20 protein-coding genes are annotated in these 21,031 nt (G+C 59.4%); 15 read left to right on the top strand and 5 right to left on the bottom strand.

Annotated elements, in window-relative coordinates; all coding sequences use genetic code 11:
- Positions 1 to 25: 25 nt before the first annotated feature.
- Together OP500_RS07770 and purD are read left to right on the top strand one after the other, a co-directional pair.
- Entirely contained in the window at positions 26 to 634 is a 609-nt protein-coding gene (locus OP500_RS07770) for an IMPACT family protein (protein ID WP_274070621.1), read from the top strand.
- A gap of 45 nt (positions 635 to 679) precedes the next feature.
- Positions 680 to 1,954 (top strand): phosphoribosylamine--glycine ligase, encoded by a 1,275-nt coding sequence (gene purD, locus OP500_RS07765; RefSeq protein ID WP_274070620.1) that lies wholly within the window; start codon positions 680 to 682, stop codon positions 1,952 to 1,954.
- A gap of 115 nt (positions 1,955 to 2,069) precedes the next feature.
- Here purD and OP500_RS07760 read toward each other — a convergent pair whose 3' ends face one another.
- Positions 2,070 to 2,450 (bottom strand): MliC family protein, encoded by a 381-nt coding sequence (locus tag OP500_RS07760; protein WP_274070619.1) that lies wholly within the window; start codon positions 2,448 to 2,450, stop codon positions 2,070 to 2,072.
- A 237-nt stretch (positions 2,451 to 2,687) separates the two neighbouring features.
- Here OP500_RS07760 and ileS point away from each other — a divergent pair, with 237 nt between their 5' ends.
- The 6 genes from ileS to OP500_RS07730 all read left to right on the top strand — a co-directional run bounded on the left by ileS (position 2,688) and on the right by OP500_RS07730 (position 9,099).
- Positions 2,688 to 5,468 carry an isoleucine--tRNA ligase gene (gene ileS / locus OP500_RS07755; protein WP_238748374.1) on the top strand — a complete coding sequence of 927 codons (2,781 nt, stop codon included), beginning with the start codon at positions 2,688 to 2,690 and terminating at the stop codon, positions 5,466 to 5,468.
- Positions 5,469 to 5,598: 130 nt separating this feature from the next.
- Positions 5,599 to 6,966 (top strand): tRNA uridine-5-carboxymethylaminomethyl(34) synthesis GTPase MnmE, encoded by a 1,368-nt coding sequence (mnmE, locus tag OP500_RS07750; RefSeq protein ID WP_238748375.1) that lies wholly within the window; start codon positions 5,599 to 5,601, stop codon positions 6,964 to 6,966.
- A gap of 70 nt (positions 6,967 to 7,036) precedes the next feature.
- Positions 7,037 to 7,282 carry a hypothetical protein gene (locus OP500_RS07745; protein WP_238748376.1) on the top strand — a complete coding sequence of 82 codons (246 nt, stop codon included), beginning with the start codon at positions 7,037 to 7,039 and terminating at the stop codon, positions 7,280 to 7,282.
- Between the two features lie 183 nt (positions 7,283 to 7,465).
- Complete coding sequence (locus OP500_RS07740) at positions 7,466 to 7,717, top strand: BolA family protein (protein ID WP_238748377.1); 252 nt, start codon at positions 7,466 to 7,468, stop codon at positions 7,715 to 7,717.
- A 21-nt stretch (positions 7,718 to 7,738) separates the two neighbouring features.
- Entirely contained in the window at positions 7,739 to 8,647 is a 909-nt protein-coding gene (locus OP500_RS07735) for a tyrosine-type recombinase/integrase (RefSeq protein ID WP_238748378.1), read from the top strand.
- Complete coding sequence (locus OP500_RS07730) at positions 8,644 to 9,099, top strand: CopD family copper resistance protein (RefSeq protein ID WP_238748379.1); 456 nt, start codon at positions 8,644 to 8,646, stop codon at positions 9,097 to 9,099. Before OP500_RS07735 ends, OP500_RS07730 begins: the two co-directional genes overlap by 4 nt.
- Before the next feature lie 65 nt (positions 9,100 to 9,164).
- On the opposite strand, the gene dnaN is transcribed toward OP500_RS07730, so the two are convergent.
- Both dnaN and dnaA read right to left on the bottom strand, forming a co-directional pair.
- Positions 9,165 to 10,268, bottom strand: coding sequence for a DNA polymerase III subunit beta (dnaN, locus tag OP500_RS07725; protein ID WP_238748380.1), 1,104 nt, complete (start codon positions 10,266 to 10,268; stop codon positions 9,165 to 9,167).
- A 150-nt stretch (positions 10,269 to 10,418) separates the two neighbouring features.
- Complete coding sequence (gene dnaA, locus OP500_RS07720; protein WP_238748414.1) at positions 10,419 to 11,954, bottom strand: chromosomal replication initiator protein DnaA; 1,536 nt, start codon at positions 11,952 to 11,954, stop codon at positions 10,419 to 10,421.
- A gap of 327 nt (positions 11,955 to 12,281) precedes the next feature.
- Between dnaA and rpmH the strand changes: the two genes are divergently transcribed.
- The 5 genes from rpmH (at position 12,282) to OP500_RS07695 (ending at position 16,315) form a co-directional block, all read left to right on the top strand.
- The gene (rpmH, locus tag OP500_RS07715) at positions 12,282 to 12,416 is read left to right on the top strand and encodes a 50S ribosomal protein L34 (RefSeq protein WP_002214728.1); all 135 of its coding nucleotides are present in this window, start codon (positions 12,282 to 12,284) and stop codon (positions 12,414 to 12,416) included.
- Complete coding sequence (gene rnpA, locus OP500_RS07710; RefSeq protein ID WP_238748382.1) at positions 12,417 to 12,752, top strand: ribonuclease P protein component; 336 nt, start codon at positions 12,417 to 12,419, stop codon at positions 12,750 to 12,752.
- Positions 12,753 to 12,952: 200 nt separating this feature from the next.
- A complete protein-coding gene (yidD, locus tag OP500_RS07705; protein WP_238748383.1) occupies positions 12,953 to 13,165 on the top strand; it encodes a membrane protein insertion efficiency factor YidD in 213 nt (70 codons plus the stop codon).
- A 15-nt stretch (positions 13,166 to 13,180) separates the two neighbouring features.
- Positions 13,181 to 14,854: a membrane protein insertase YidC gene (gene yidC / locus OP500_RS07700; RefSeq protein WP_238748384.1), complete on the top strand. Its 1,674-nt coding sequence runs from the start codon at positions 13,181 to 13,183 to the stop codon at positions 14,852 to 14,854.
- A 120-nt stretch (positions 14,855 to 14,974) separates the two neighbouring features.
- Positions 14,975 to 16,315 (top strand): deoxyguanosinetriphosphate triphosphohydrolase, encoded by a 1,341-nt coding sequence (locus OP500_RS07695; RefSeq protein ID WP_238748385.1) that lies wholly within the window; start codon positions 14,975 to 14,977, stop codon positions 16,313 to 16,315.
- A gap of 147 nt (positions 16,316 to 16,462) precedes the next feature.
- Here OP500_RS07695 and OP500_RS07690 read toward each other — a convergent pair whose 3' ends face one another.
- A complete protein-coding gene (locus tag OP500_RS07690; RefSeq protein WP_238748386.1) occupies positions 16,463 to 18,670 on the bottom strand; it encodes a UvrD-helicase domain-containing protein in 2,208 nt (735 codons plus the stop codon).
- Between the two features lie 257 nt (positions 18,671 to 18,927).
- On the opposite strand from OP500_RS07690, the gene OP500_RS07685 reads away from it, so the two are divergent.
- A complete protein-coding gene (locus tag OP500_RS07685) occupies positions 18,928 to 19,134 on the top strand; it encodes a (2Fe-2S)-binding protein (protein WP_238748387.1) in 207 nt (68 codons plus the stop codon).
- Positions 19,135 to 19,281: 147 nt separating this feature from the next.
- On the top strand, positions 19,282 to 20,301 hold the full coding sequence (gene mltG, locus OP500_RS07680; protein ID WP_238748388.1) for an endolytic transglycosylase MltG: 1,020 nt from the start codon (positions 19,282 to 19,284) through the stop codon (positions 20,299 to 20,301).
- Between the two features lie 140 nt (positions 20,302 to 20,441).
- On the opposite strand, the gene OP500_RS07675 is transcribed toward mltG, so the two are convergent.
- Positions 20,442 to 21,002, bottom strand: a complete 561-nt coding sequence (locus OP500_RS07675; protein ID WP_238748389.1) for an RDD family protein — start codon at positions 21,000 to 21,002, stop codon at positions 20,442 to 20,444.
- Positions 21,003 to 21,031 lie beyond the last annotated feature (29 nt).

Here is a 21,031-nt window from a genome sequence, read left to right as displayed (position 1 = left end):
TTCAGGCAGCTTGAAAACTGGTTCTATGGAAATATTCACTTATCAGACGATAGCCGCTTTGGTTCAGGCTGAATTTAAGGATAAAGGCAGCAGTTTTACCGCTTATGCCTATCCGGTTCGAACTAAATCTGAAGTGAAAGAATACGTCGATAAGCTGAAGCAAGAGCATCATAAGGCGCGGCACCATTGCTATGCCTACCGCATCGGCGTGGACGGCAACCGTTTTCGCGCCAACGACGACGGCGAGCCGGCGGGAAGTGCCGGTCGGCCGATACTCGGGCAGATTGACTCTTTCGGGCTGACTGATGTTTTGGTGGTGGTGGTGCGCTATTTCGGCGGCACGCTGTTGGGCGTGCCCGGCCTGATTCGGGCTTATAAAAGTTCGACCGAAATGGCTTTGTGTGAAGCGCAAATCATCGAAAAAAATATTGAAAAAACGGTATTGCTGCGCTGCGAATATCCGCATCTCAGCCAGATGCTGACCATAGGCCGGCAACATCAGGCGCAGGTGCTGGAGCAGGATTTGCAGCTGGACTGCCGGATTACATTCAGCATTCCCCTGTCGTCATACCGGCATTGTCTTGATGCCTGGATGGAAACACGGCAGGCGGAAATTATCGAACAGGCAGCCTGAAAAGTTTTCAGGCTGCCTTATTGTGATAAAGGAAAAGGGATAATTATGAAAGTGTTGGTAATCGGCGGCGGCGGCCGCGAGCATGCTTTGGCGTGGAAGCTGACGCAGTCTGAAAAAGTCTCGTGCGTGTATCTGATGCCCGGCAATGCGGGTACGGCGCGGGAAAATAAAATCGTTAATCTGGCGGCGAAAAGCCATCAGGAGTTGATTGAATTTTGCCGTGATGAAAAAATCGCTTTTACCGTTGTCGGTCCTGAGGCACCGTTGGCGGCGGGGATTGTTGATGATTTTCAGGCTGCTGGGCTGGCGATTTTTGGCCCCAGTCGTGCAGCGGCGCAGCTGGAAAGCTCCAAAGATTTTGCCAAAGCCTTTATGCAGCGGCACGGCATCCCTACCGCCGCCTACCAAACTTTTACCGATGCCGCAGCAGCGCATGCTTATTTGGAGCGAAAAGGCGCGCCGATTGTGATTAAAGCCGACGGTTTGGCGGCGGGCAAAGGCGTGATTGTTGCCGAAACTTTGGAGCAGGCGCATGCCGCGGTGGACGATATGCTGTGCGGCAACAAGATGGGCGATGCCGGCTCGCGGGTGGTGATTGAAGATTTTTTGCGCGGCGAAGAGGCCAGCTTTATCGTGATGGCCGACGGCGAAAACGTGCTGCCGATGGCCAGCAGCCAAGACCACAAACGCCTGTTGGACGGCGATAAAGGGCCGAATACCGGCGGCATGGGCGCGTACAGCCCGGCGCCGGTGGTCAGCCCGCAGGTGCACCAGCGGGTAATGGAAAAAATCATTTTGCCCACCGTGCGCGGTATGAAAGCCGAAGGCCATCCGTTTACCGGTTTTCTGTATGCCGGCTTGATGATAGACGGGCAGGGCGAGCCTTATACCGTCGAATTCAATTGCCGCTTCGGCGATCCCGAAACCCAGCCGATTATGAGTCGCTTGGACAGCGATTTGGCCGTTTTGGTTCAGGCTGCCTTAAACGGCACTTTGAACGAAGTTCAGGCTGCATGGAATCCGCAAACCGCGCTCGGTGTGGTGCTGGCGGCACAAAACTACCCCGATTCGCCGCGCAAAGGCGACGTAATCGAAGGGCTGCAGCAGGCTGAAGATGCCGGCTGCAAAGTTTTCCATGCCGGAACCGCCGCCGATGGTGCCGGCAATATTATCAGTGCCGGCGGACGGGTGTTGTGCGTGGTCGGGCTGGGTGACGATGTGGCACAGGCCAAAGCGCAGGCTTATCGCGGTGTCGATGCCGTTCGTTTTGCCGGCATGCAGTACCGCCACGATATTGGCGACAAGGCTTTGCCGGCCTGATGCCTGTTAGCCTGTTTTCAGGCTGCCTGAAAACAGGAAAAACACGAATATCAAAAAAACAATAGAAAAGCAGCCTGAAAAGCGTTTTCAGGCTGCTTCAAGCGTTTATCCGCGCTTAGTTGCGGCAGGTGGTTTCGACGTTGTTGCCGTAGGGATCGGAGAACTGGAAGAAAGCTTCGTTGCCTTTTTGGTGCCATTCGGTGGGCTTGTCATACAGGCCGTTTTTGGCGGCGTAGCGCTCTCCGGAAGCGGAAACTTCGCGTTTGAGATTGGCGCGTTTGCCGTCGTGAATCAGCGTCAGGCGGTCTTGGCCGGAGTGTTGGACTTCGACGATGAGGCCGTTTTCACATTCGAATTTGCTGCTGGCGTGGTTGTGGCGCGGTTCGGCATGGCGCTCTTCATAGCGCTGGTCGTGATGGGAGCCGTCATCGAGTACGCCGCAGGCAGTCAAAGCCAGAAGCAGGGACAAAGGGGCGAGCAGTTTGGCGGTTTTCATAAATCAAACTCCAAAAGTAAGTGGAAAAATGCTGCCGCGGGGCAGACGGAGACAATGCTAATCAGGCTTGCTGCCGCTGGCAATATCACTTGACACAAATTTACACCGCCAAGGGTGGCCGTTTCAGCTTTTCATTAGGCGCACAGCCTTATAAAATGAAGCCCTTTTGGTTCCAATCCGCCGCTTTCAGGCTGCCTGAAAAAGACACAGGATTAACATTTATATACTGGAAACACCATGACCGACTATTCCAAAACCGTCAATCTTTACGAATCCCCCTTCCCTATGCGCGGCAATCTGGCCAAGCGCGAGCCGGGTTGGGTGAAGCAGTGGCAGGAGCAGCAGCGCTACGCCAAACTGCGCCGGAAGGCGGCGGGGCGGCCGAAATTCATCCTGCACGACGGCCCGCCCTATGCCAACGGCGACATCCACATCGGTCATGCCGTTAACAAAATCCTGAAAGACATCATCATCCGCAGCAAAACGCTGGCCGGCTTCGACGCGCCCTATGTGCCGGGCTGGGACTGCCACGGCCTGCCGATTGAAGTGATGGTGGAAAAGCTGCACGGCAAAGACATGCCGCCGAGCCGTTTTCGCGAGCTGTGCCGCGAATACGCCGCCGAGCAGATTGCCCGCCAGAAAAAAGACTTTATCCGTCTGGGCGTGCTGGGCGACTGGGACAAACCCTACCTGACCATGGACTACCGGACCGAAGCCGACACCGTGCGCACGCTGGGCGAGATTTACAAGGCTGGTTATCTGTATCGCGGTGCCAAGCCGGTGCAGTTTTGTTTGGACTGCGGTTCGTCGCTGGCCGAAGCGGAAGTGGAATACAAAGACAAAGTCTCGCACGCTATCGACGTTGCCTATCCTTTCCAAGATCCCGCTGCGCTGGCCAAGGCTTTCAGGCTGCCTGAAAACGATGCGCCCGCCTTTGCGGTGATTTGGACGACCACGCCGTGGACGCTGCCCGCCAGCCAGGCAGTCAGCGCCGGTGAGAATATTGTTTACCAGCTGATCGACACGCCCAAAGGCCGCCTGCTCTTGGCCAAAGACCTGGCCGCAGCCGCTCTGGAGCGTTACGGTTTTTCAGGCTGCCCCGTGCTGGCTGAAACCAGCGGCGCTGCGCTGGAAGGCCTGCTGTGCCGTCATCCCTTCTTGGAGCGCGATATTCCGCTGCTACTGGGCGAACACGTTACCACCGATGCCGGTACCGGCTTGGTGCACACCGCGCCCGCGCACGGTTTGGAAGACTATTTTGTCTGCAACAAATACGGTATCGAACTCTACAATCCGGTCAATGCCGAAGGCCGCTACATCGGCGAAGTGCCGCGCGTGGCGGGCATGACCGTATGGCAGGCCAATCCGGTGATTATCGACTGGCTGCGCGAAAACGAGCGCCTGCTGTGCGAAGCCAAAATCGAGCACAGCTACGCCCACTGCTGGCGCCACAAAACCCCGCTGATCTACCGCGCCACCGGCCAGTGGTTTATCGGCATGGACAAAGCCGGTACCGACGGCAAAACCCTGCGCGACAAAGCCATCAAAGCGGTGGACGACACCGAATTTTTCCCCGCCTGGGGGCGCGCCCGTTTGCAGGCGATGATCGAAGGTCGCCCCGACTGGGTGGTTTCCCGCCAGCGCTACTGGGGCACGCCGATGACCTTTTTCGCCCACAAAGAAAGCGGCGAGCTGCATCCCGATTCCGCCGCGCTGCTGGAAAAAATCGCCAAACGCATCGAAGAAAAAGGCATCAACGCCTGGTTCGAACTCGACAAAGCCGAGCTGCTGTCGCCCGAAGACTGCGAACAGTACGACAAACTGCCCGACACCATGGACGTATGGTTCGATTCCGGCAGCACCCACTTTTCCGTGCTCAAACAGCGCGAAGAGCTGGCCTGGCCGGCCGATCTGTATCTCGAAGGCAGCGACCAGCACCGCGGCTGGTTCCAATCTTCCATGCTCACCGGCTGCGCCACGCTCGGCCGCGCGCCCTACAAGCAGCTTCTGACCCACGGTTTTGTCGTTGATCAAAACGGGCGCAAAATGTCCAAATCCATCGGCAACGTCGTCGCCCCGCAGGAAGTCTATAACGAATTCGGCGCCGACATCCTGCGCCTGTGGGCGGCCGCCACCGACTATTCCGGCGAGCTGGCCATCTCCAAAGAAATCCTGAAACGCGTTACCGAAAGCTACCGCCGCATCCGGAACACTCTGAGCTTTCTGTTTGCCAACCTGAAAGACTTCAGCCCGATTGAAGACGCCGTACCCTTTGCCGATATGGTGGAAATCGACCGCTACGCCTTGGTGCTTGCCCGCCTGCTGCAAGAGCGCGTGGCCGGCGACTACTACCCGCGCTACGCCTTCCACTTTGCCGTGCAGGACATCGTCCAATTCTGCTCCGAAGAACTCGGCGCCTTCTATCTCGACATCCTCAAAGACCGCTTGTACACCACCCAAGCCGGCAGCCACGCCCGCCGCAGCGCCCAAACCGCGCTCTACCACATCACCCGCAGCCTGGTGCTGCTGATGTCGCCGATACTCTGCTTCACCGCCGAAGAAGCGTGGGACATCATCGGCGGCGGCGAAGAAGACAGCGTGCTGTTCCACACCTGGCACAACTTCCCGCCCGCCAGCGCCGGCGAAGCGCCGCTGCTGCACAAATGGACCGCTGTGCGCGAAGCCCGCGCCGTGGTTAACGCCGCCATCGAACCGCTGCGCGCCGACAAAACTGTCGGCTCGTCCCTGCAGGCCGAAGTGGTGCTGACCGCACCCGAGCCGCTTTACGGCTACCTGAAAGCACTCGGCAATGAACTGCGCTTCGCCCTGCTGGTTTCCGCCGTGCGGCTGGAGAAAGGCGACACCCTTGCCGCCAGCGTTACCCCCAGCGCCGCCCCCAAATGCGAGCGCTGCTGGCACTACGTCGGCGACGTCGGCACCGTTGCCGCCCATCCCACCCTGTGCGGCCGCTGCGCCGACAATATCGACGGCCAAGGCGAAAGCCGCGACTACGTGTAAGGGCTTTCAGGCTGCCTTTGGCAAACAGGCAGCCTGAAACGCAAACCCCAAAAAGCAGCCTGAAAACGACCAATCCGGTTTTCAGGCTGCTTAAACCGCTTTTGTTCACCCGTATTTTTTCAGGCTGCCCATGTCCAATCCGCCCCAAACCATCGCTGCCGTCGCCACCGCCCCCGGGCGCGGCGGCGTCGGCGTAATCCGCATTTCCGGCAAAGAGCTGCTGCCGCTGGCGCAGGCTCTTAGCGGCGGCAAAACGCCCAAGCCGCGTACGGCGCTCTACACCGATTTCACCGCTGCCGACGGCACGCCGATCGACAACGGTCTGCTGCTGTATTTCCCCGCGCCGGCCAGCTTTACCGGCGAAGACGTTATCGAGCTGCAGGGGCACGGCGGGCCGGTGGTGATGCAGATGCTGCTCTCGCGCTGTTTGGAGTTGGGCGCCCGCGCCGCCGAGCCGGGCGAGTTCACCAAACGCGCGTTTCTCAACAACAAACTCGATCTGGCGCAGGCCGAAAGCGTGGCCGACCTGATTGACGCATCCAGCCAGAGCGCCGCCAAAATGGCGCTGCGCTCGCTCAAAGGCGAGTTTTCGCGGCACATCCACGCGCTGGTGGACGAATTGATTACGTTGCGGATGCTGGTAGAAGCCACGCTCGATTTCCCCGAAGAAGACATTGATTTTCTCGAAGCCGCCGATGCCCGCGGCCGGCTGGCGGCGCTGCAGCGGCAGGTGGAAGCCGTGCGCGCGTCGGCGCGGCAGGGCAGCCTGTTGCGCGAAGGTATGACGGTGGTGCTGGTGGGCGCGCCCAATGTCGGCAAGTCCAGCCTGCTCAACGCGCTGGCGGGCGACGAAGTGGCGATTGTTACCGACATCGCCGGCACCACCCGCGACACCGTGCGCGAGCAGATTGCGCTGGATGGTGTACCGGTACACATCGTCGATACCGCCGGCCTGCGCGAAACCGACGATGTGGTCGAGCAAATCGGCATCGGCCGCAGCCGCCGCGCCGCTGAAGAAGCCGATGTGGCGCTGGTGCTGGTTGATCCCGCCGAAGGTCTGAACGCCGCCACCCGCGACATTCTCGCCCAGCTGCCGGCCGGCCTGAAGCGGATTGAAATCGAAAACAAAATCGACTTAAACGGCACCACGCCCGAGCGCCAGGACTTAAACCAAGCGGCAGACAGCGGCGCCGCCACCCGCATCCGCCTGTCGGCCAAAACCGGCGCGGGGCTGGATTTGCTGCGGCAGGCGCTGCTCGATCAGGTCGGCTGGCAGGGCGAAAGCGAAAGCCTGTTTCTGGCGCGCAGCCGCCATTTGAGCGCGCTCGAAGCCGCTGCCGCCGAGCTGGACGCCGCCGCGCTGTGCAATAATCAGCAAATCGAACTGTTTGCCGAGCACCTGCGGCTGGCGCAGCTTGCCTGCAGCGAAATCACCGGCGAATTTAGCGCCGACGATTTGCTCGGCGTGATTTTCTCGCGCTTCTGTATCGGCAAATAATCGGCAAACAAAGGCAGCCTGAAAGCCCGAAATCCGTTTCAGGCTGCCGCTATCGGGATTGGCAGACACCATGTGGCACATCGTTATCATCGCCTATATTTTCACCACCGCCATGTTTGCGGTGGCGCAGCCGGGCATCGCCCGCAAGCTGATTTACCTGACCTTTTGGACGATACTGCCGACGTGGTTTTTTTTCTGGTCGGCAATGATCCGTCACCGCAACCGCCAGATGAAGCTGCAAGAGCGCCTGCCGCAGGGCGGGCAGCCTGAAAACGCTCCGCCACTGCCGCCCCAAGACGGCACGGCGGAAGATTGAGCGTTCAGGCTGCCGGCAAAGCATCCGGGCAGCCTGAAAAACAAGGCAGCCTGAAAGCCGGTCAAACCGTTTTCAGGCTGCCTTGTTCTTTGCCTTCATCCCGCGTCTCCCGCTTTTGCTATACAATCGCGCCCGCCGCGCCTGCGGACGATTAACCGTTTTTTATTCCTTAAGGACACCCACATGCTGCATCCCGAACAAGTAAAAGAAATGATCCAATCCGTCGCCCCCTGCGAATTTATCGAAGTGGAAGGCGACGGCCACCACTTTTTCGCCCGCATCGTTTCGCCCGCCTTTGAAGGTCTGAACCGGCTGGCGCGCCACCGCCTGATTAAAGACGGTCTGGCGGAAAAGCTGGCGAGCAACGAACTGCACGCGCTGTCGATTTCGATGGCCGCTACCCCCGCAGAATGGGAAAAGGCAGGTAAAGCCTGATTGCAGGCAGCCTGAAAAAACATGAGCGCGTTTGCCGAACATACCGAAGCCTACCTGCTGACGCTGGTTCAGCAGGGGCGCTCGCCGCATACCGTAGCCGCCGCGCGCCGCGATTTGGCGCAGCTGCTGCCGCTGCTGCCCGATAACAGCGAACCGCAGCGGCGCGATCTGACGGCGGCGCTGATGCGGCTGTCGCAACGCGGTCTCAGTCCCGCCTCGCTGGCGCGCAAGCTGTCGGTTTGGCGGGCTTATTGCGCTTTTCTGGTGGCCAAAGGCAGCCTGAAAAACAATCCGGCGGAAAACCTGAAAGCCCCCAAACAGCGCGAGCGTCTGCCCAAGGCGCTGGAGCGGGAAACTTTGGCGCTGATGCTCGACAGGGCGGCCGCCGATGCCGACGGGGCGCTGGCCTGCCGCGACTATGCGGCGGCGGAACTGATGTACGGCAGCGGACTGCGTTTGTCGGAACTGTGCGCGCTGAATCTGGCCGACGTCCGTTTTGCCGAAGGCTGGCTGGACATCAAAGCCGGCAAAGGCGGCCGCCAGCGCCGCGTGCCGCTGACCGCCAAAAGCATCGCCGCGCTGCAGGCCTATCTGCCGCTGCGCGTGGCGGCGGCGGGCGAAACAGCGCTGTTTACCGGCCAAAGCGGTCGTCGCATCGGCGCGCGCCAAATACAGAAGCGCCTTGCACAGTGGGCGCAGCAGCACGGTGGCGAATCTTTGTCGCCGCATATGCTGCGCCACAGCTACGCCAGCCATCTTTTGCAGGCTTCGCGCGATTTGCGGGCGGTGCAGGATCTGCTCGGCCACAGCAGCCTGAAAGCGACGCAGATTTACACCAAGCTCGATTTCGACCATCTGGCGCAGGTTTACGACCAGGCGCATCCGCGCGCGCAGCGGCAGCCTGAAAGCGCAGAAAAGGAAGAAACGTGAACAATCTCTACCAATGGGCGCAGGTGGTGCATCTGTTTTGCGCCATTGCCTTTGTGGGCGGCGTGTTTTTTGAAATGCTGGTGCTGGGCGTGATCCACGATAAAAAACGGGTGTCGCGCGAATCGCGCCGCGAAGTGGAGCGGGCGCTGTCCTACCGCGCCACCCGCGTGATGCCCTTTGTGGTGCTGGGGGTGTTCGTTTCCGGCATCACGATGGCACTCAACCGCTACCTTGCGGTGCTCAGCCAGCCCTTCGCGTCGGCCTTTTCCATCCAACTGACGCTGAAAATCTGCGTGGCGGCGAGCATTCTGGTGCATTTTGTGATTGCAGTTTACAAAATGCGCACCCACACCCTGACGGCAGCGTGGTCGAAATACATCCATATTGCGGTGTTCTGCCATATGCTGCTGATTGTGCTGCTGGCAAAAACTATGTTTTTCGTCAGCTGGTAGTTTGGAATAAAACAAAAAAGGCAGCCTGAAAACTTTTCAGGCTGCCTTTTTGGCGTTTGCCGGCATCAGATGCGCATCGGCATCACGATGTATTTAAAGTTCGGCTGGTTGGGCACGGTAAATAGGGTGGAGCGGTTGGCATCGCCGAAAGCCAGCTGCATATCGTCGCTGTGCACGCTGCGCAGCACGTCCATCAGATAGTTGATGTTGAAGCCGACTTCCAATTCGCCGCCTTGGTAGGCGATTTCCAAATCTTCCTGCGCTTCTTCCTGCTCGTTGTTGCTGCACAAAATCCGCAGCACGCCGGGCAGCAGCTGCAGGCGCACGCCGCGGAATTTTTCGTTGGCGAGAATCGCCGAGCGCTCCAGCGCGCCCAAGAGTTCGCTGCGGCCGATCAGGAAGATTTTGTCGTTGTCCAACGGGATCACGCGGTTGTAATCGGGGAATTTGCCGTCGATGACTTTGCTGACGATAACTGTGCCGTTACAGGTGAAGCGCACTTGGTTGCGCAAAAGTTCGATGTTGATGTCTTCGTTCGGACGGTTGAGCAGTTTCACCAGTTCGAGCACGGTTTTGCGCGGCAGGATGACTTCGGCTTTGGGCAGCTCGGCTTCGATTTCGCAGCTGGCGTAGGCCAGGCGGTGGCCGTCGGTAGCCACCAGGCGCAGCTGGCGGCCTTCCACCTGCAGCAGCAGGCCGTTGAGATAGTAGCGGATGTCCTGCACCGCCATGCTGTACTGCACTTGGCCGAGCATGGTTTTCAAATCTTCCTGCTTGAGCGAAAACTGGATTTCGGTTTCGTCTTCCACATTCATGGTCGGGAAGTCTTCGGCGGGCAGGGTTTGCAGGTTGAAGCGCGATTTGCCGGCTTTGAGCGTCAGCCGGCTGTCGGCCCAGTCGAGCGCGACGATGGCGCTTTCGGGCAGGGCACGCAGGATGTCCTGCAGTTTTTTGGCGTTGGTGGTGATGGCGAAATCGCCGCTTTCGGTTTGCGGGCCGCCGGTGTGGATTTGGATTTCCAGATCGGTGGCAAGCACGTCGGTTTCGCCGTCGCGGCTGCGGATCAGCACGTTGGAGAGTATTGGCAGGGTGTGCTTGCGCTCGACGATGCCGGTAACGGCCTGCAGCGGTTTGAGCAGGCTGTCGCGGTCGGTTTGCAGAATCAACATGGCGTTTCCTTAAATTGCGTTAGGATTGGGGCGGAATCTTATACGTTTGGCTGCAAATAATAAAGCGCAGGCAGCCTGAAAATGCGTTTTATCGCGCTTTTGCCGCACGGGCGGCGTTTTCAGGCTGCCTGCGGCCGGCAGGGCGTGGTGTCAGTTTTGCACCAGAATCAGCAGTTTTTCGTAGTCTTTTTTGGTTTCGGGGTCTTCGTCGCGCAGCTTGGTGATGTTTTTCACGCCGTGGATGACGGTGGTGTGGTCGCGGCCGCCGAAGGCTTCGCCGATGGCGGGCAGGCTCAGGCTGGTCAGCTCTTTGGCAATCGCCATCGCCATCTGGCGCGGACGGGCGAAATTGCGGTTACGCTTTTTGCCGGTGAGATCGGCGATGCGGATGTGGTAGTAGTCGGCCACCGCCTTCATAATCAGTTCGACGGTAATCGGCTTGTAGTTGTGGGCGATGATGTCGGTCAGGGTGTCGGTAACCATGTCCATATCGATCAGCGACACATTGTCGAAACGGCAGCGGGCGATCAGGCGGTTGAGCGCGCCTTCGAGCTCGCGCACGTTTTGTTTGACGTTTTGCGCGATAAACAGCACCGCGTCTTCTGCCAGCCGGATACCGGCGTCGGCGGCTTTGCGCTCGAGAATGTCCACCCGCATTTCCAATTCGGGCGGTTCCAGCTTCAGCGTCATGCCCCACGAAAAGCGCGAAACCAGTCGCTGTTCCATGTTTTCCAGGCTGCTGGGGAGTTGGTCGCAGGTCAGGATAATCTGCTGGTTGCGCGAATGGAAATGCTCAAACAATAGGAAAAACTCTTCCATCGTGCGGTCTTTGCCCTGGATAAACTGGATGTCGTCGATAATCAGCAGCTGGTAGCGCAGATACTGCTGCTTGAAAGAATCCCAGTTTTTCTGGCGCACCGCGGCCACAAAGGTGTTCACATAATCGTTGGCATGGATGTAGAGCACCTGCGCCGCCGGATTGATGCGCAGCAGCTCGTGGCCGACCGCCTGCGCCAAGTGGGTTTTGCCCAGACCGGTGCTGCCGTAAACGAAAAACGGGTTGTACATATCGTCGCCCGGTTTTTCGGCAATGCTTTTGGCCACCGCCACCGCCAGATGGTTGCCCTTGCCTTCGACCAGCGATTCGAAAGTATAGTCGCTGCTCAGATTGGTTTGCTTGTGGCGCTGCTTGGCGTCGGCATCGGCTTTGGCCTGCTCGATGGCGGAAGCGGGCGGCGCTTTTTTGCCGCTGTCTGCCGCGCCTTTTTCCGTGTTTTCCGCCGTGCTTTTTTTCGCCGGCCGCAGATTGCTCATGCGGCGGTCGAGAATTTCCTGCGCCGTCCGTGGCGAAGCGTCTTTGCCGCCGGCAGGCTGTGCGGTGGTTGGTGTCGGTTCGGCGTTTTCAGGCTGCTTTGCCGCCTGCCGCTCGAAAGGATAGCGGGTGCCGCTGCCGACTTTAATCAAAAGCGGCGGCGCATCCGGCGCCAGCAGCTCGCGCGCCTGGGCGAGCTTGGCGCCGTACTGTGAGCGCAGCAGGTTGGCGGCAAACTGGGTTTTGGCGTACACCACCCACGCGCCGTCCTCCTCGCCCACGGTCAGCGGGGCGATGGAAAAATCAAACTGCTGCTCGGTCAGCTCGGCCGCCAGCAGCGACAGACACTGCGGCCAAAATTCGGCTAGTTTCATCATTGCGGGATTCTTTGCATCAAAGGGGTGCCGCCACAGGCGCTCCACAGGCAGCCTGAAACAGACAAGACAAGGAAAAGGGAGAGTGCGGCAGAAGTTTTCTGTTTTATATTGAAAGCATTGCCTGCTTTTCAGGCTGCTTTCCAAGCGCCGCGAAAGGGCGGATTATATAGGCAAAGCCCGCCGAAAGCCATCATCGCCGCCGCCCTTTCCCCGCCCGCATTTAAGCCGCTTTGCGTCCGACACTTACCTATTTTTATTGACAAAAGACAGCAAAACAGGTTTAATCCGCCATTTTGTTTCGACAACATTTCACGGGAAAAAATCATGAAACGCACTTACCAACCTTCAGTTACCAAACGCAAACGCACCCACGGCTTTCTGGTGCGCTCCAAAACCCGCGGCGGCCGCGCCGTGCTGGCAGCCCGCCGCGCCAAAGGCCGCAAACGTCTGGCCGTATAATTGGACCAGAGTTTCGGCAAGTCCTGCCGCTTGTTGAAAACGGAAGATTTTTCTTCCGTTTTTGCATTGAAAAAGCAGCGCTCGCGCCACTTTGTGCAGGTGTTTTATTCCGCCGACAACGGCCTGGGCCGGGCTCGGCTGGGTTTGGTGGTTTCCAAGAAAACCGCCCGCCGCGCCAACCGCCGCAACTATATGAAGCGGCTGCTGCGCGACTGCTTCCGCCGCCACCGCCACGGCCTGCCGCCGCAGGACTTTATCGTCCGCGTGCGCACCGCCTTTACCCGCGAGCAGGCCGCCCAAGTGCAGGACGAACTGCTACGCCTGCTGGCCGGTTAGCCGGTTAAGCGGATCGGCAGTAAGGCAGCCTGAAAATACGGCGGCAAAATGCGGCGCCTGTTTTCAGGCTGCCTGAAAACGGCAAGATCCCTACCGTGCGGTGCTTGTGTAAAAATCGCGGAAAATTCGGTGCTTGGCATTGATATTTGTCGCCGGCATCCCGATTTTGCCGCGGTTCCTACTTTCAGGCTGCCTGAAAAATGCTCAGCAAACTGTTTCTACTGCTTATCCGCTTCTACCAGCGCGGCATCAGTCCGCTGCTGCCGCCGCGCTGCCGCTACACACCCACCTGCTCGCAATACGCACTCGAAGCCGTGCGCAAATACGGCGCGCTCAAAGGCGGCTGGCTGGCGGCCAAACGCATCGCGCGCTGCCACCCTTTCGGCGGCTGCGGCTACGATCCCGTTCCCTAATTCAGGAAATATCCGATGGATTTCAAACGAATGATGACAGCGATGGCGCTGTCGCTGCTCATTTTAATGGGTTGGCAAAAACTGTTTCCGCCGCCCGAACCTGCCGCTGCCCAACAGCCGGCGGCAACGGCCGAAGCCAAGCAGCAGGCTGCCGCGCTTAATGTGTCGGCACCGCTGACCGTTGAAACCGATACCGTTAAAGCGCTAATTGATGAAAAAAGCGGCAACCTGCTCGGTTTGACGCTGCGCCGTTACAATGCCACCAACGACGAACAGAAGCCGTTTGTGCTGTTTCAGACCGGTAAAGAGCACAATTATGCCGCGCTCTCATCCGTAGTGGATGAAAAGCACAATAATCTGCTGGAAAAAACCAGCTTCAGCGCCGCCCAGAAAAGCTACGCGCTTAAAGGCGACAAGCTGGAAGTGCGCCTGAGCGCGCCCGAGCAAAACGGCCTGCAGGTAGAAAAAGTCTATACCTTCAGCAAAAACAGCTATCTGATCAATGTCCGCTTTGAGTTGAAAAACACCGGCAGCGAGCCGCTGAAAGTCGGCGGCGACTACCAAATCGTCCGCGACAATTCCACGCCCGAGGGCGAGGGCTGGTTTATGCACAGCTATACCGGGCCGGTGGTGTACACGCCCGAGGGCGAATTTCAGAAGGTTGAATTTTCCAAGCTCGACGACGATTTCAAAAGCGGCCGCGACACCGCCGAATACCAGCGCAAAAGCCAGGGTGGCTACACCGGCATGATCCAGCACTATTTCATGTCTGCCTGGGTGATGCAGCCTGAAAAAGGCGCCAATGCCTGCGCCAACGGCTGCGAGATGAGCGTCAAGCGTGTGGGCGAAAACCTGTACCGCGCCGGCGTTTACCCCGCTGCCGTCGAGATTGCGCCCGGTCAGAGCAAAACGCTGTCTGCCGATCTGTATGCCGGCCCGCAGATTACCGAGATTCTCAAAAGTACCGCGCCCAATCTCGAATTGGCCAAAGACTATGGCCGCGTCCACATTTTCGCCGCGCCGCTGTTTGCCCTGCTCAAATGGCTGCACAGCCTGATCGGCAACTGGGGCTGGGCGATCGTGGTGCTGACCCTGATTGTCAAAATCGTCCTTTATCCCCTGAACAACGCCGCCTACCGCTCCACCGCCAAAATGCGCGTGCTGGCGCCGAAAATGGAAGCGCTGAAGAAAAAATACGGCGAAGACAAACTGGCGATGCAGCAGGCGATGATGCAGCTGTATAAAGACGAGAAAATCAACCCGCTGGGCGGCTGCCTGCCGATGCTGGTGCAGATGCCGATCTTTATCGGTTTGTACTGGATGATTTTCCTGTCCGTCGAACTGCGGCAGGCGCCGTGGCTCGGCTGGATCAGCGATTTGAGCCGTCCCGATCCCTGGTATGTGCTGCCGGCGATGATGGCGGCGACCATGTGGTTCCAAACCAAGCTCAATCCCGCGCCCACCGATCCGATGCAGGCGCAGATGATGAAGATTATGCCGCTGGTGTTTTCGGTGATGTTCTTCTTCTTCCCGTCCGGGCTGGTGCTCTACTATGTGGTCAACAACCTGCTGACCATCGCCCAGCAGTGGCACATCAACCGCCGCATGGGTTTTGCCGGCGCGGCTCCCGCGGTGGAAGTGCTCGACAAAGAGCCTGCTGCCAAAGGCGGCAAAGGCAAGAAAAAATAATTTCAGGCTGCCTGAAACCGTCAAACCGCGGTTTCAGGCAGTTTTGTTTTTCAGGCAGCCCGAAAGAACCCGGCGCGCAAAACCGACATTCCAACCTTTTCCAACCCGCAAGGATAGGCCATGCAAAATCCGATGAACTGGACGCAGCTGATGTCCGCCACCCGCTTTTATCTGGCCGACGACAACAGCGTGCGCCCGCTGCCGGCCAAAGCCGCCGAAGACTACCGCAGCGCGTATCACGTCGATTACGACCGCGTGGTATTCAGCAACGCCTTCCGCCGGCTCGGACGCAAAACCCAGGTGCATCCGCTGGCGAAAAACGACCACACCCACAACCGGCTGACCCACAGCGTCGAAGTCGCCAGCGTCGGCCGCAGTCTCGGCGCCCGCGCCGGCGGCATGCTGGCCGCTGCCGGCGAGTTGCCGGAGCATCTGCAGCCCGTCGATATCGGCACCGCCGTGCAGGTGGCCTGTCTGGCGCACGATTTGGGCAATCCGCCCTTCGGCCACACCGGCGAAGACGCGCTCAGAAGCTGGTTCAGGCAGCCTGAAAACGCCCGTTTTCTCGACGGCCTTAGCGATGCCGAACGCCGCGACGTGCAGGGTTACGAAGGCAACGCCCACAGCCTGCGCCAAATCGCCAGCCTGCAAAGCTACCGCAACAGCGGCGGCCTGCGGCTGACCGCTGCATCGGTCGGCGCCCTGCTCAAATACCCGTGGGGCAGCACCCGCGACGGCACCCGCGGCAAATTCAATATCTACCAAACCGAAATGCCCTATATCCGCAGCGTCGCCGCCGAACTCGGCCTGCTCGCGCAAGACAGCGACTGCTGGGCGCGCCATCCCTTGTCCTACCTGATGGAAGCTGCCGACGACATCTGCTACGCGCTGATGGACTTGGAAGACGCCGTCGATTTGGGGCTGCTCGATGCCGGCGACGTTGAAAGCCTGTTCCGCCGCCTTGCCCCCGCCGGCAGCGACAGCGGCGGCGCCAACAGCAGCGAACGCAGCGCCCTGCTGCGCGGCCCCGCCATCGGCCGTGCGGTGGACGAAGCCGCGCAAACCTTTTTCGACTGCCGCCACGAACTCTTAAGCGGCAGCCTGAAAGCCAAAGACCTGCTCGCCCTGTGCAGCGACGAAGTGCAGGGCACGCTGGAAGCGGCAAAAAAACTCGCCCGCGAGCGCGTGTTCCGCCACCGCAGCAAGCTGATGTACGAGCTGGCCAGTTTCCCCTGCCTGGCCACCATACTCGATGCGCTGGTGCCCGCCGTCCACAGCCTGCTGCGCGGCCGCCCCGACGTGCGCCAAACCCTTGCCCTCGGCCTACTCGACAACGACCCCGTCCGCGCCGACGACAGCCTGTACGCCGCCTATATGAAGGTGCTGGATTTCGTCGGCGGCATGACCGACAACTACGCCGCCCGCATGGCGCGCGAACTCTCCGGCCTTGATATGGCCTGAACAGGCATTTGGCAGGCGGGCAGAGCCGTCGCCGCCGCGCAAAAAAAGCAGCCTGAAAACCTTGGACAAGGTTTTCAGGCTGCTTTGCCTTTTAGCTAGGCGGCTGCCGATGCTTTCAGGCTGCTTTCGCCGTGCCGGTTGCGGACTTTACAACTGCTCCAGTTTCGCAAAGGCAGTATCCAGCGTTTTGATGCCTTCTTTGCCGAAGTTGATGGTCAGGCGGGCGCTGTCGCCTTTGTCGGAGGCGTCGATGATGACGCCGGTGCCGAATTTGGGGTGGCGCACGTTCTGCCCCAGGCGGTAGCCGTGGAAGTTTTGCCCGTCTGCTTCGGGGCTTTGCTGCTCCGATTGTCCGATGCCCTGCTGCGGGTGCAGAGTCGCGGCGGCATAGGGTTTGGCGGGGGCGGACAGGGTGTGGACGATGTCGGCGGGGATTTCGCCGACAAAGCGCGAGAGCACGCCGTATTGGGTTTGGCCGTGAAGGATGCGCTGCTGCGCCATGCTCAGATACAGGCGGCGGCGGGCGCGGGTGATGGCAACGTACATCAGACGCCGTTCTTCTTCCACGCCGCCGCGCTCGGCCAGGCTCCATTCGCTGGGGAAGCGGCCTTCTTCCATGCCGGTTAGGAAAACGGTGTCGAACTCCAGCCCTTTGGCGGCGTGGACGGTCATCAGCTGCACGGCGTCGTCGCCTTCGCCGGCGCTGTTTTCGCCGGATTCGAGCGCGGCGTTGCTGAGAAAGGCGAGTATCGGAAACTCGGGGCTGGCGGCGGCGCCTTCGGGCAGGGTTTCAAACTGGCTCTCTTCGGCTCGGAAGGAGAGCGCGGCATTGACCAGCTCGTCCAAGTTTTCGTTGCGCTCTTGGTCGGCGGGATTTTTCTGTTTCTGGTAATGCGCTTCCAGCCCGCTGTCGGCAATGATTTCGCGCAGCAGGTCGGGCAGCGAGAGCACGGCGGCCTGTTCGCGCAGGCCGTCGATCAGGCGCACGAAAGCGGCGATTTTGGCGGCTTTGGCGCCCATGCCGCAGGCAGCCTGAAAGAGTGAGCAGCCCTGTTCGGCAGCGGCGGCCTGGATGGTTTCGATGCTGCGGGTGCCGATGCCGCGCGGCGGGAAGTTGATCACGCGCAAGAGAGCGTTGTCGTCGTCGGGATTGACGGCCAGCCGCAGGTAGGCCAGCGCGTGTTTGATTTCCTGACGCTCGTAAAAGCGCAGGCCGCCGTAGATGCGGTAGGGAACGGCAGCCTGAAAAAGCTGCTGCTCGATAATGCGCGACTGGGCGTTGCTGCGGTAGAGCACGGCGCATTGGCTGTAGGCGCCGCCCTCGCGGTGCAGCGCCTGGATTTCTTCAACGGCGAAGCGGGCTTCTTCCAAATCGGTGGCGGCGCAGAACAGACGGATTTTGTCGCCCGCTTCGGCCTCGGTGCGCAGGTTTTTGCCCAGGCGTTCGCTGTTGTGGGTGATGACGGCGTTGGCGGCATCGAGAATGCGGCCGACCGAGCGGTAGTTCTGTTCGAGCTTGATCGGCGCGTCGATGTGGAACTCGCGCATCAGATCGGCCATATTGCCGACGTGGGCGCCGCGAAAGCGGTAGATCGACTGGTCGTCGTCGCCGACGGCAAACACCGCCGCGCCGCCGCCGGCCAAGAGTTTCAGCCAGGCGTATTGCAGTTTGTTGGTGTCTTGGAACTCGTCCACCAGAATGTGGCGGAAACGGTTTTGGTAATGGGTGCGCAGCACGTCGTGGCTTTGCAGCACTTCGTAGCAGCGCAGCAGCAGTTCGGCAAAATCGACCACGCCTTCGCGGCGGCACAGCGCGTCGTATTCGGCGTAATACTGGATCAGGCGGCGGGTGTGCGGATCGGGCGCTTCCAATGCTTCGGCGCGCAGCCCGCTTTCCTTTTGCGCGTTGATAAAGCCCTGCAGGGTGCGCGGTGCGATGACTTCTTCGGCAATGCCCGCGCTTTTGAGCAGGCGTTTGATCAGGGCGAGTTGGTCGCCGGAATCGAGAATCTGAAAACTCTGCGGCAGGCCGGCGTCGCGGTAGTGCTGGCGCAGGAAACGGTGGCACAGGCCGTGGAAGGTGCCCAGCCACATCGCCCGCAGGTTGTAGGGCAGCACCGCCCCCAGCCGCGCCTGCATTTCCTTGGCGGCCTTGTTGGTAAAGGTAACCGCCATAATGCTGTGCACGTCGGCCTGAGCCGTCTGCATCAGCCAGGCGATGCGGGTGGTGAGCACGCGGGTTTTGCCGCTGCCCGCCCCCGCCAGCACCAGCGCCGACTGCGGCGGCCAGGTAACGGCGGAAAGCTGCTCGGGGTTGAGATGGTCCAAAAGGCGGGTGTCTGCGCTGGAAAACATGGTTTCAGGCTGCCTGAAAAAGAAAAGCGGCGATTGTATAGCAAAGGCAGCCTGAAAACGCGGATTCGGTTTTCAGGCTGCCTTGCCGCAGGCAAAAAACGGCGCAAAAGTAAGGTTAAAAGCGTTTTTCAGGCAGCCTGAAAGCGCAAAAGGCAACAAAGCCGCAGCCAAAACCAATCACATACTTGCGGAAACAAATGAACGGCACTATCATTAGCATCCATTAAATTAAACTAAAGTTTGTAAGGAAACACACCATGTATGTCTGCATCTGTAATGCCGTTACCGACCACCAGATTAAAGAGAGTGTTGCCGCCGGCGCATCGTCGCTAACCGACCTGAAAGACCAGCTCGGCGTGGGCAACTGCTGCGGCTGCTGCACCGACCTTGCCGGCTCGTTTCTCAGCGCCGCCGCCGTTTCTTCAAGCATTTCGGTAACTTCGCCGATGGGCGCCGAACATTAATTCCCTTTCGTTTTCATTTTTCGTTTCCGTTGTATTCCTTTATCAAATTGGGCGGCTGTAACCAGGCCGCCGTTTTTTTGCCCGCCGCCTGCCGCATTTGCGTACAATCGCCGCTTTCAGGCTGCCTGCGAGAGTTGTCCGATTATCATGCGTAGAACTTCGTCCCGAACCAAAACCTTCTCCCCCTTCAAATGGCTTTTGCTGTTGCTGCTTGCCGCCGCCGGCGCCTATGCCGCCCTGCTGTTTGCCCCCAAAGGCACCGGCAAGCCCTATACCCTGCGTATCGCCAAAGGGCAGGGCATGGCCGCCGTCAGCCGCCGGCTGGCAGACGACGGCATCGTTTACAGCCGCTGGGTGCTGCTGTCGGCCGCCTATTTCGACGGCAGCCACGACAAACTCAAAGACGGCAGCTACCGCCTGCCCGCCCGCCTTTCGGCATGGGAAGTTCTGCAGCGCCTGAAAAGCGAAACGCCCGACACCGTGCGCGTGCAGATTATCGAAGGCATGCGCTTTTCGCAGATGCGCCGCCTGATCAACCAAAACCCCGACATCCGCCACGACACCGCTAGCTGGAGCGACGAGCAGCTTCTAAACGCCGTTGCTTCCGACATCCCCTACCATCATCCCGAAGGGCTGTTTTTCCCCGACAGCTACGAAATCAGCATGAACAGCAGCGATCTGCAGATTTTTCAGGCTGCCCACAAAGCCATGAACCAAGCGCTCGACCAAGCCTGGGAAAGCCGCAGCGCCGATCTGCCCTACCAAGACCGCTACCAGCTGCTGATTATGGCCAGCCTGATTGAAAAAGAAACCGCCCACGCGGAAGACCGCGGCAATGTCTCATCCGTATTCCGCAACCGCCTGCGCAAAAACATGCGCCTGCAGACCGACCCCACCGTGATTTACGGCATGGGCGACGCCTATCAGGGCAAAATTCGCAAAGCCGACCTGCAGCGCGACACCCCCTACAACACCTATACCCGCAACGGCCTGCCGCCCACGCCCATCGCTCTGCCCGGCCGCGCCGCGCTTGAAGCCGCCGCCCATCCCGCCGACAGCGATTATCTCTATTTCGTCTCACGCATGGACGGCAGCGGCAAAAGCCAGTTCAGCCGCACGCTGGAAGAACACAACGCCGCCGTGCGCCAGTACATCCTGAAAAAATAAGCACCGCAGATAAAAAAGCAGCCTGAAAACCGGTAACAAGGTTTTCAGGCTGTTTTTTCGTTTGGAACAAAATGGCTGTTTTGCCCTATATGCCGAAAACACCTGCCCCGCGCAGGCAGGGCTGGGTTGGGCGGGACGGTTCAGACTTTGACCACATAGGTATCGGCCAGCAGATCCCACAATACACGGCGGTCTCGCTCAACCATAAACAACAGTACCAAATTGGCTATTAGGGCGACAATGCTGATTATGCCGCCAAGTATCGGAATCGCCCCCAGAATGCTGACAATCAGGTTGTAGCCAAACTCACGCACCAATACATATTTGACAAACCCCGGATTGTCTCCGTCTGCATTTACCACACGGATACCGAGCAGTTTTTTACCGAAAGTCTGGCCGTATTTCGTCATCAGTACCACTTGGTAAACAAGGTAAGCCAATACCAGCGCGATGAACACCAACATCATAAGCTCGGCGTTGTTGCGGAATGAGGGCACGATAAGGGCAGCAACAATGCCGATAACAAATATCGGCAGGCTATCCACTATACGGGCACCGATGCGCTCGCCCGCGCCGGCCAGAACCAGGGTTTCTTCGTCCATTCGCGTGTCGATGGCGGTGGATTGGTAGGCTTCGCGGTAATCAGTACGCTGCGGCTGATTGTTGAAAGAACCGTTGGGGTTCGGGCGGTAGTCTTGCATAACGATATCCTTCGAGGGGTTTAACGAAA

This window comes from Kingella sp. SNUBH-2017 (genome assembly GCF_028680565.1).
GTDB classification, from domain to species: Bacteria; Pseudomonadota; Gammaproteobacteria; order Burkholderiales; family Neisseriaceae; genus Kingella_D; species Kingella_D pumchi.
Note: the sequence above shows the minus strand (reverse complement) of the source record. Positions and strands in the feature narration are given on the sequence as shown.

Excerpts from the sequence above, each read along its gene's own strand:
- purD (WP_274070620.1), top strand. The coding sequence starts at position 680 with ATGAAAGTGTTGGTAATCGGCGGCGGCGGCCGCGAGCATGCTTTGGCG.
- yidC (WP_238748384.1), top strand. The coding sequence starts at position 13,181 with ATGGATTTCAAACGAATGATGACAGCGATGGCGCTGTCGCTGCTCATT.
- OP500_RS07735 (WP_238748378.1), top strand. The coding sequence starts at position 7,739 with ATGAGCGCGTTTGCCGAACATACCGAAGCCTACCTGCTGACGCTGGTT.
- rpmH (WP_002214728.1), top strand. The coding sequence starts at position 12,282 with ATGAAACGCACTTACCAACCTTCAGTTACCAAACGCAAACGCACCCAC.
- OP500_RS07695 (WP_238748385.1), top strand. The coding sequence starts at position 14,975 with ATGCAAAATCCGATGAACTGGACGCAGCTGATGTCCGCCACCCGCTTT.
- OP500_RS07770 (WP_274070621.1), top strand. The coding sequence starts at position 26 with ATGGAAATATTCACTTATCAGACGATAGCCGCTTTGGTTCAGGCTGAA.
- OP500_RS07745 (WP_238748376.1), top strand. The coding sequence starts at position 7,037 with ATGTGGCACATCGTTATCATCGCCTATATTTTCACCACCGCCATGTTT.
- mltG (WP_238748388.1), top strand. The coding sequence starts at position 19,282 with ATGCGTAGAACTTCGTCCCGAACCAAAACCTTCTCCCCCTTCAAATGG.
- ileS (WP_238748374.1), top strand. The coding sequence starts at position 2,688 with ATGACCGACTATTCCAAAACCGTCAATCTTTACGAATCCCCCTTCCCT.
- OP500_RS07760 (WP_274070619.1), bottom strand. The coding sequence starts at position 2,450 with ATGAAAACCGCCAAACTGCTCGCCCCTTTGTCCCTGCTTCTGGCTTTG.
- OP500_RS07740 (WP_238748377.1), top strand. The coding sequence starts at position 7,466 with ATGCTGCATCCCGAACAAGTAAAAGAAATGATCCAATCCGTCGCCCCC.
- yidD (WP_238748383.1), top strand. The coding sequence starts at position 12,953 with ATGCTCAGCAAACTGTTTCTACTGCTTATCCGCTTCTACCAGCGCGGC.
- mnmE (WP_238748375.1), top strand. The coding sequence starts at position 5,599 with ATGTCCAATCCGCCCCAAACCATCGCTGCCGTCGCCACCGCCCCCGGG.
- OP500_RS07690 (WP_238748386.1), bottom strand. The coding sequence starts at position 18,670 with ATGTTTTCCAGCGCAGACACCCGCCTTTTGGACCATCTCAACCCCGAG.
- OP500_RS07685 (WP_238748387.1), top strand. The coding sequence starts at position 18,928 with ATGTATGTCTGCATCTGTAATGCCGTTACCGACCACCAGATTAAAGAG.
- dnaN (WP_238748380.1), bottom strand. The coding sequence starts at position 10,268 with ATGTTGATTCTGCAAACCGACCGCGACAGCCTGCTCAAACCGCTGCAG.
- OP500_RS07675 (WP_238748389.1), bottom strand. The coding sequence starts at position 21,002 with ATGCAAGACTACCGCCCGAACCCCAACGGTTCTTTCAACAATCAGCCG.
- dnaA (WP_238748414.1), bottom strand. The coding sequence starts at position 11,954 with ATGAAACTAGCCGAATTTTGGCCGCAGTGTCTGTCGCTGCTGGCGGCC.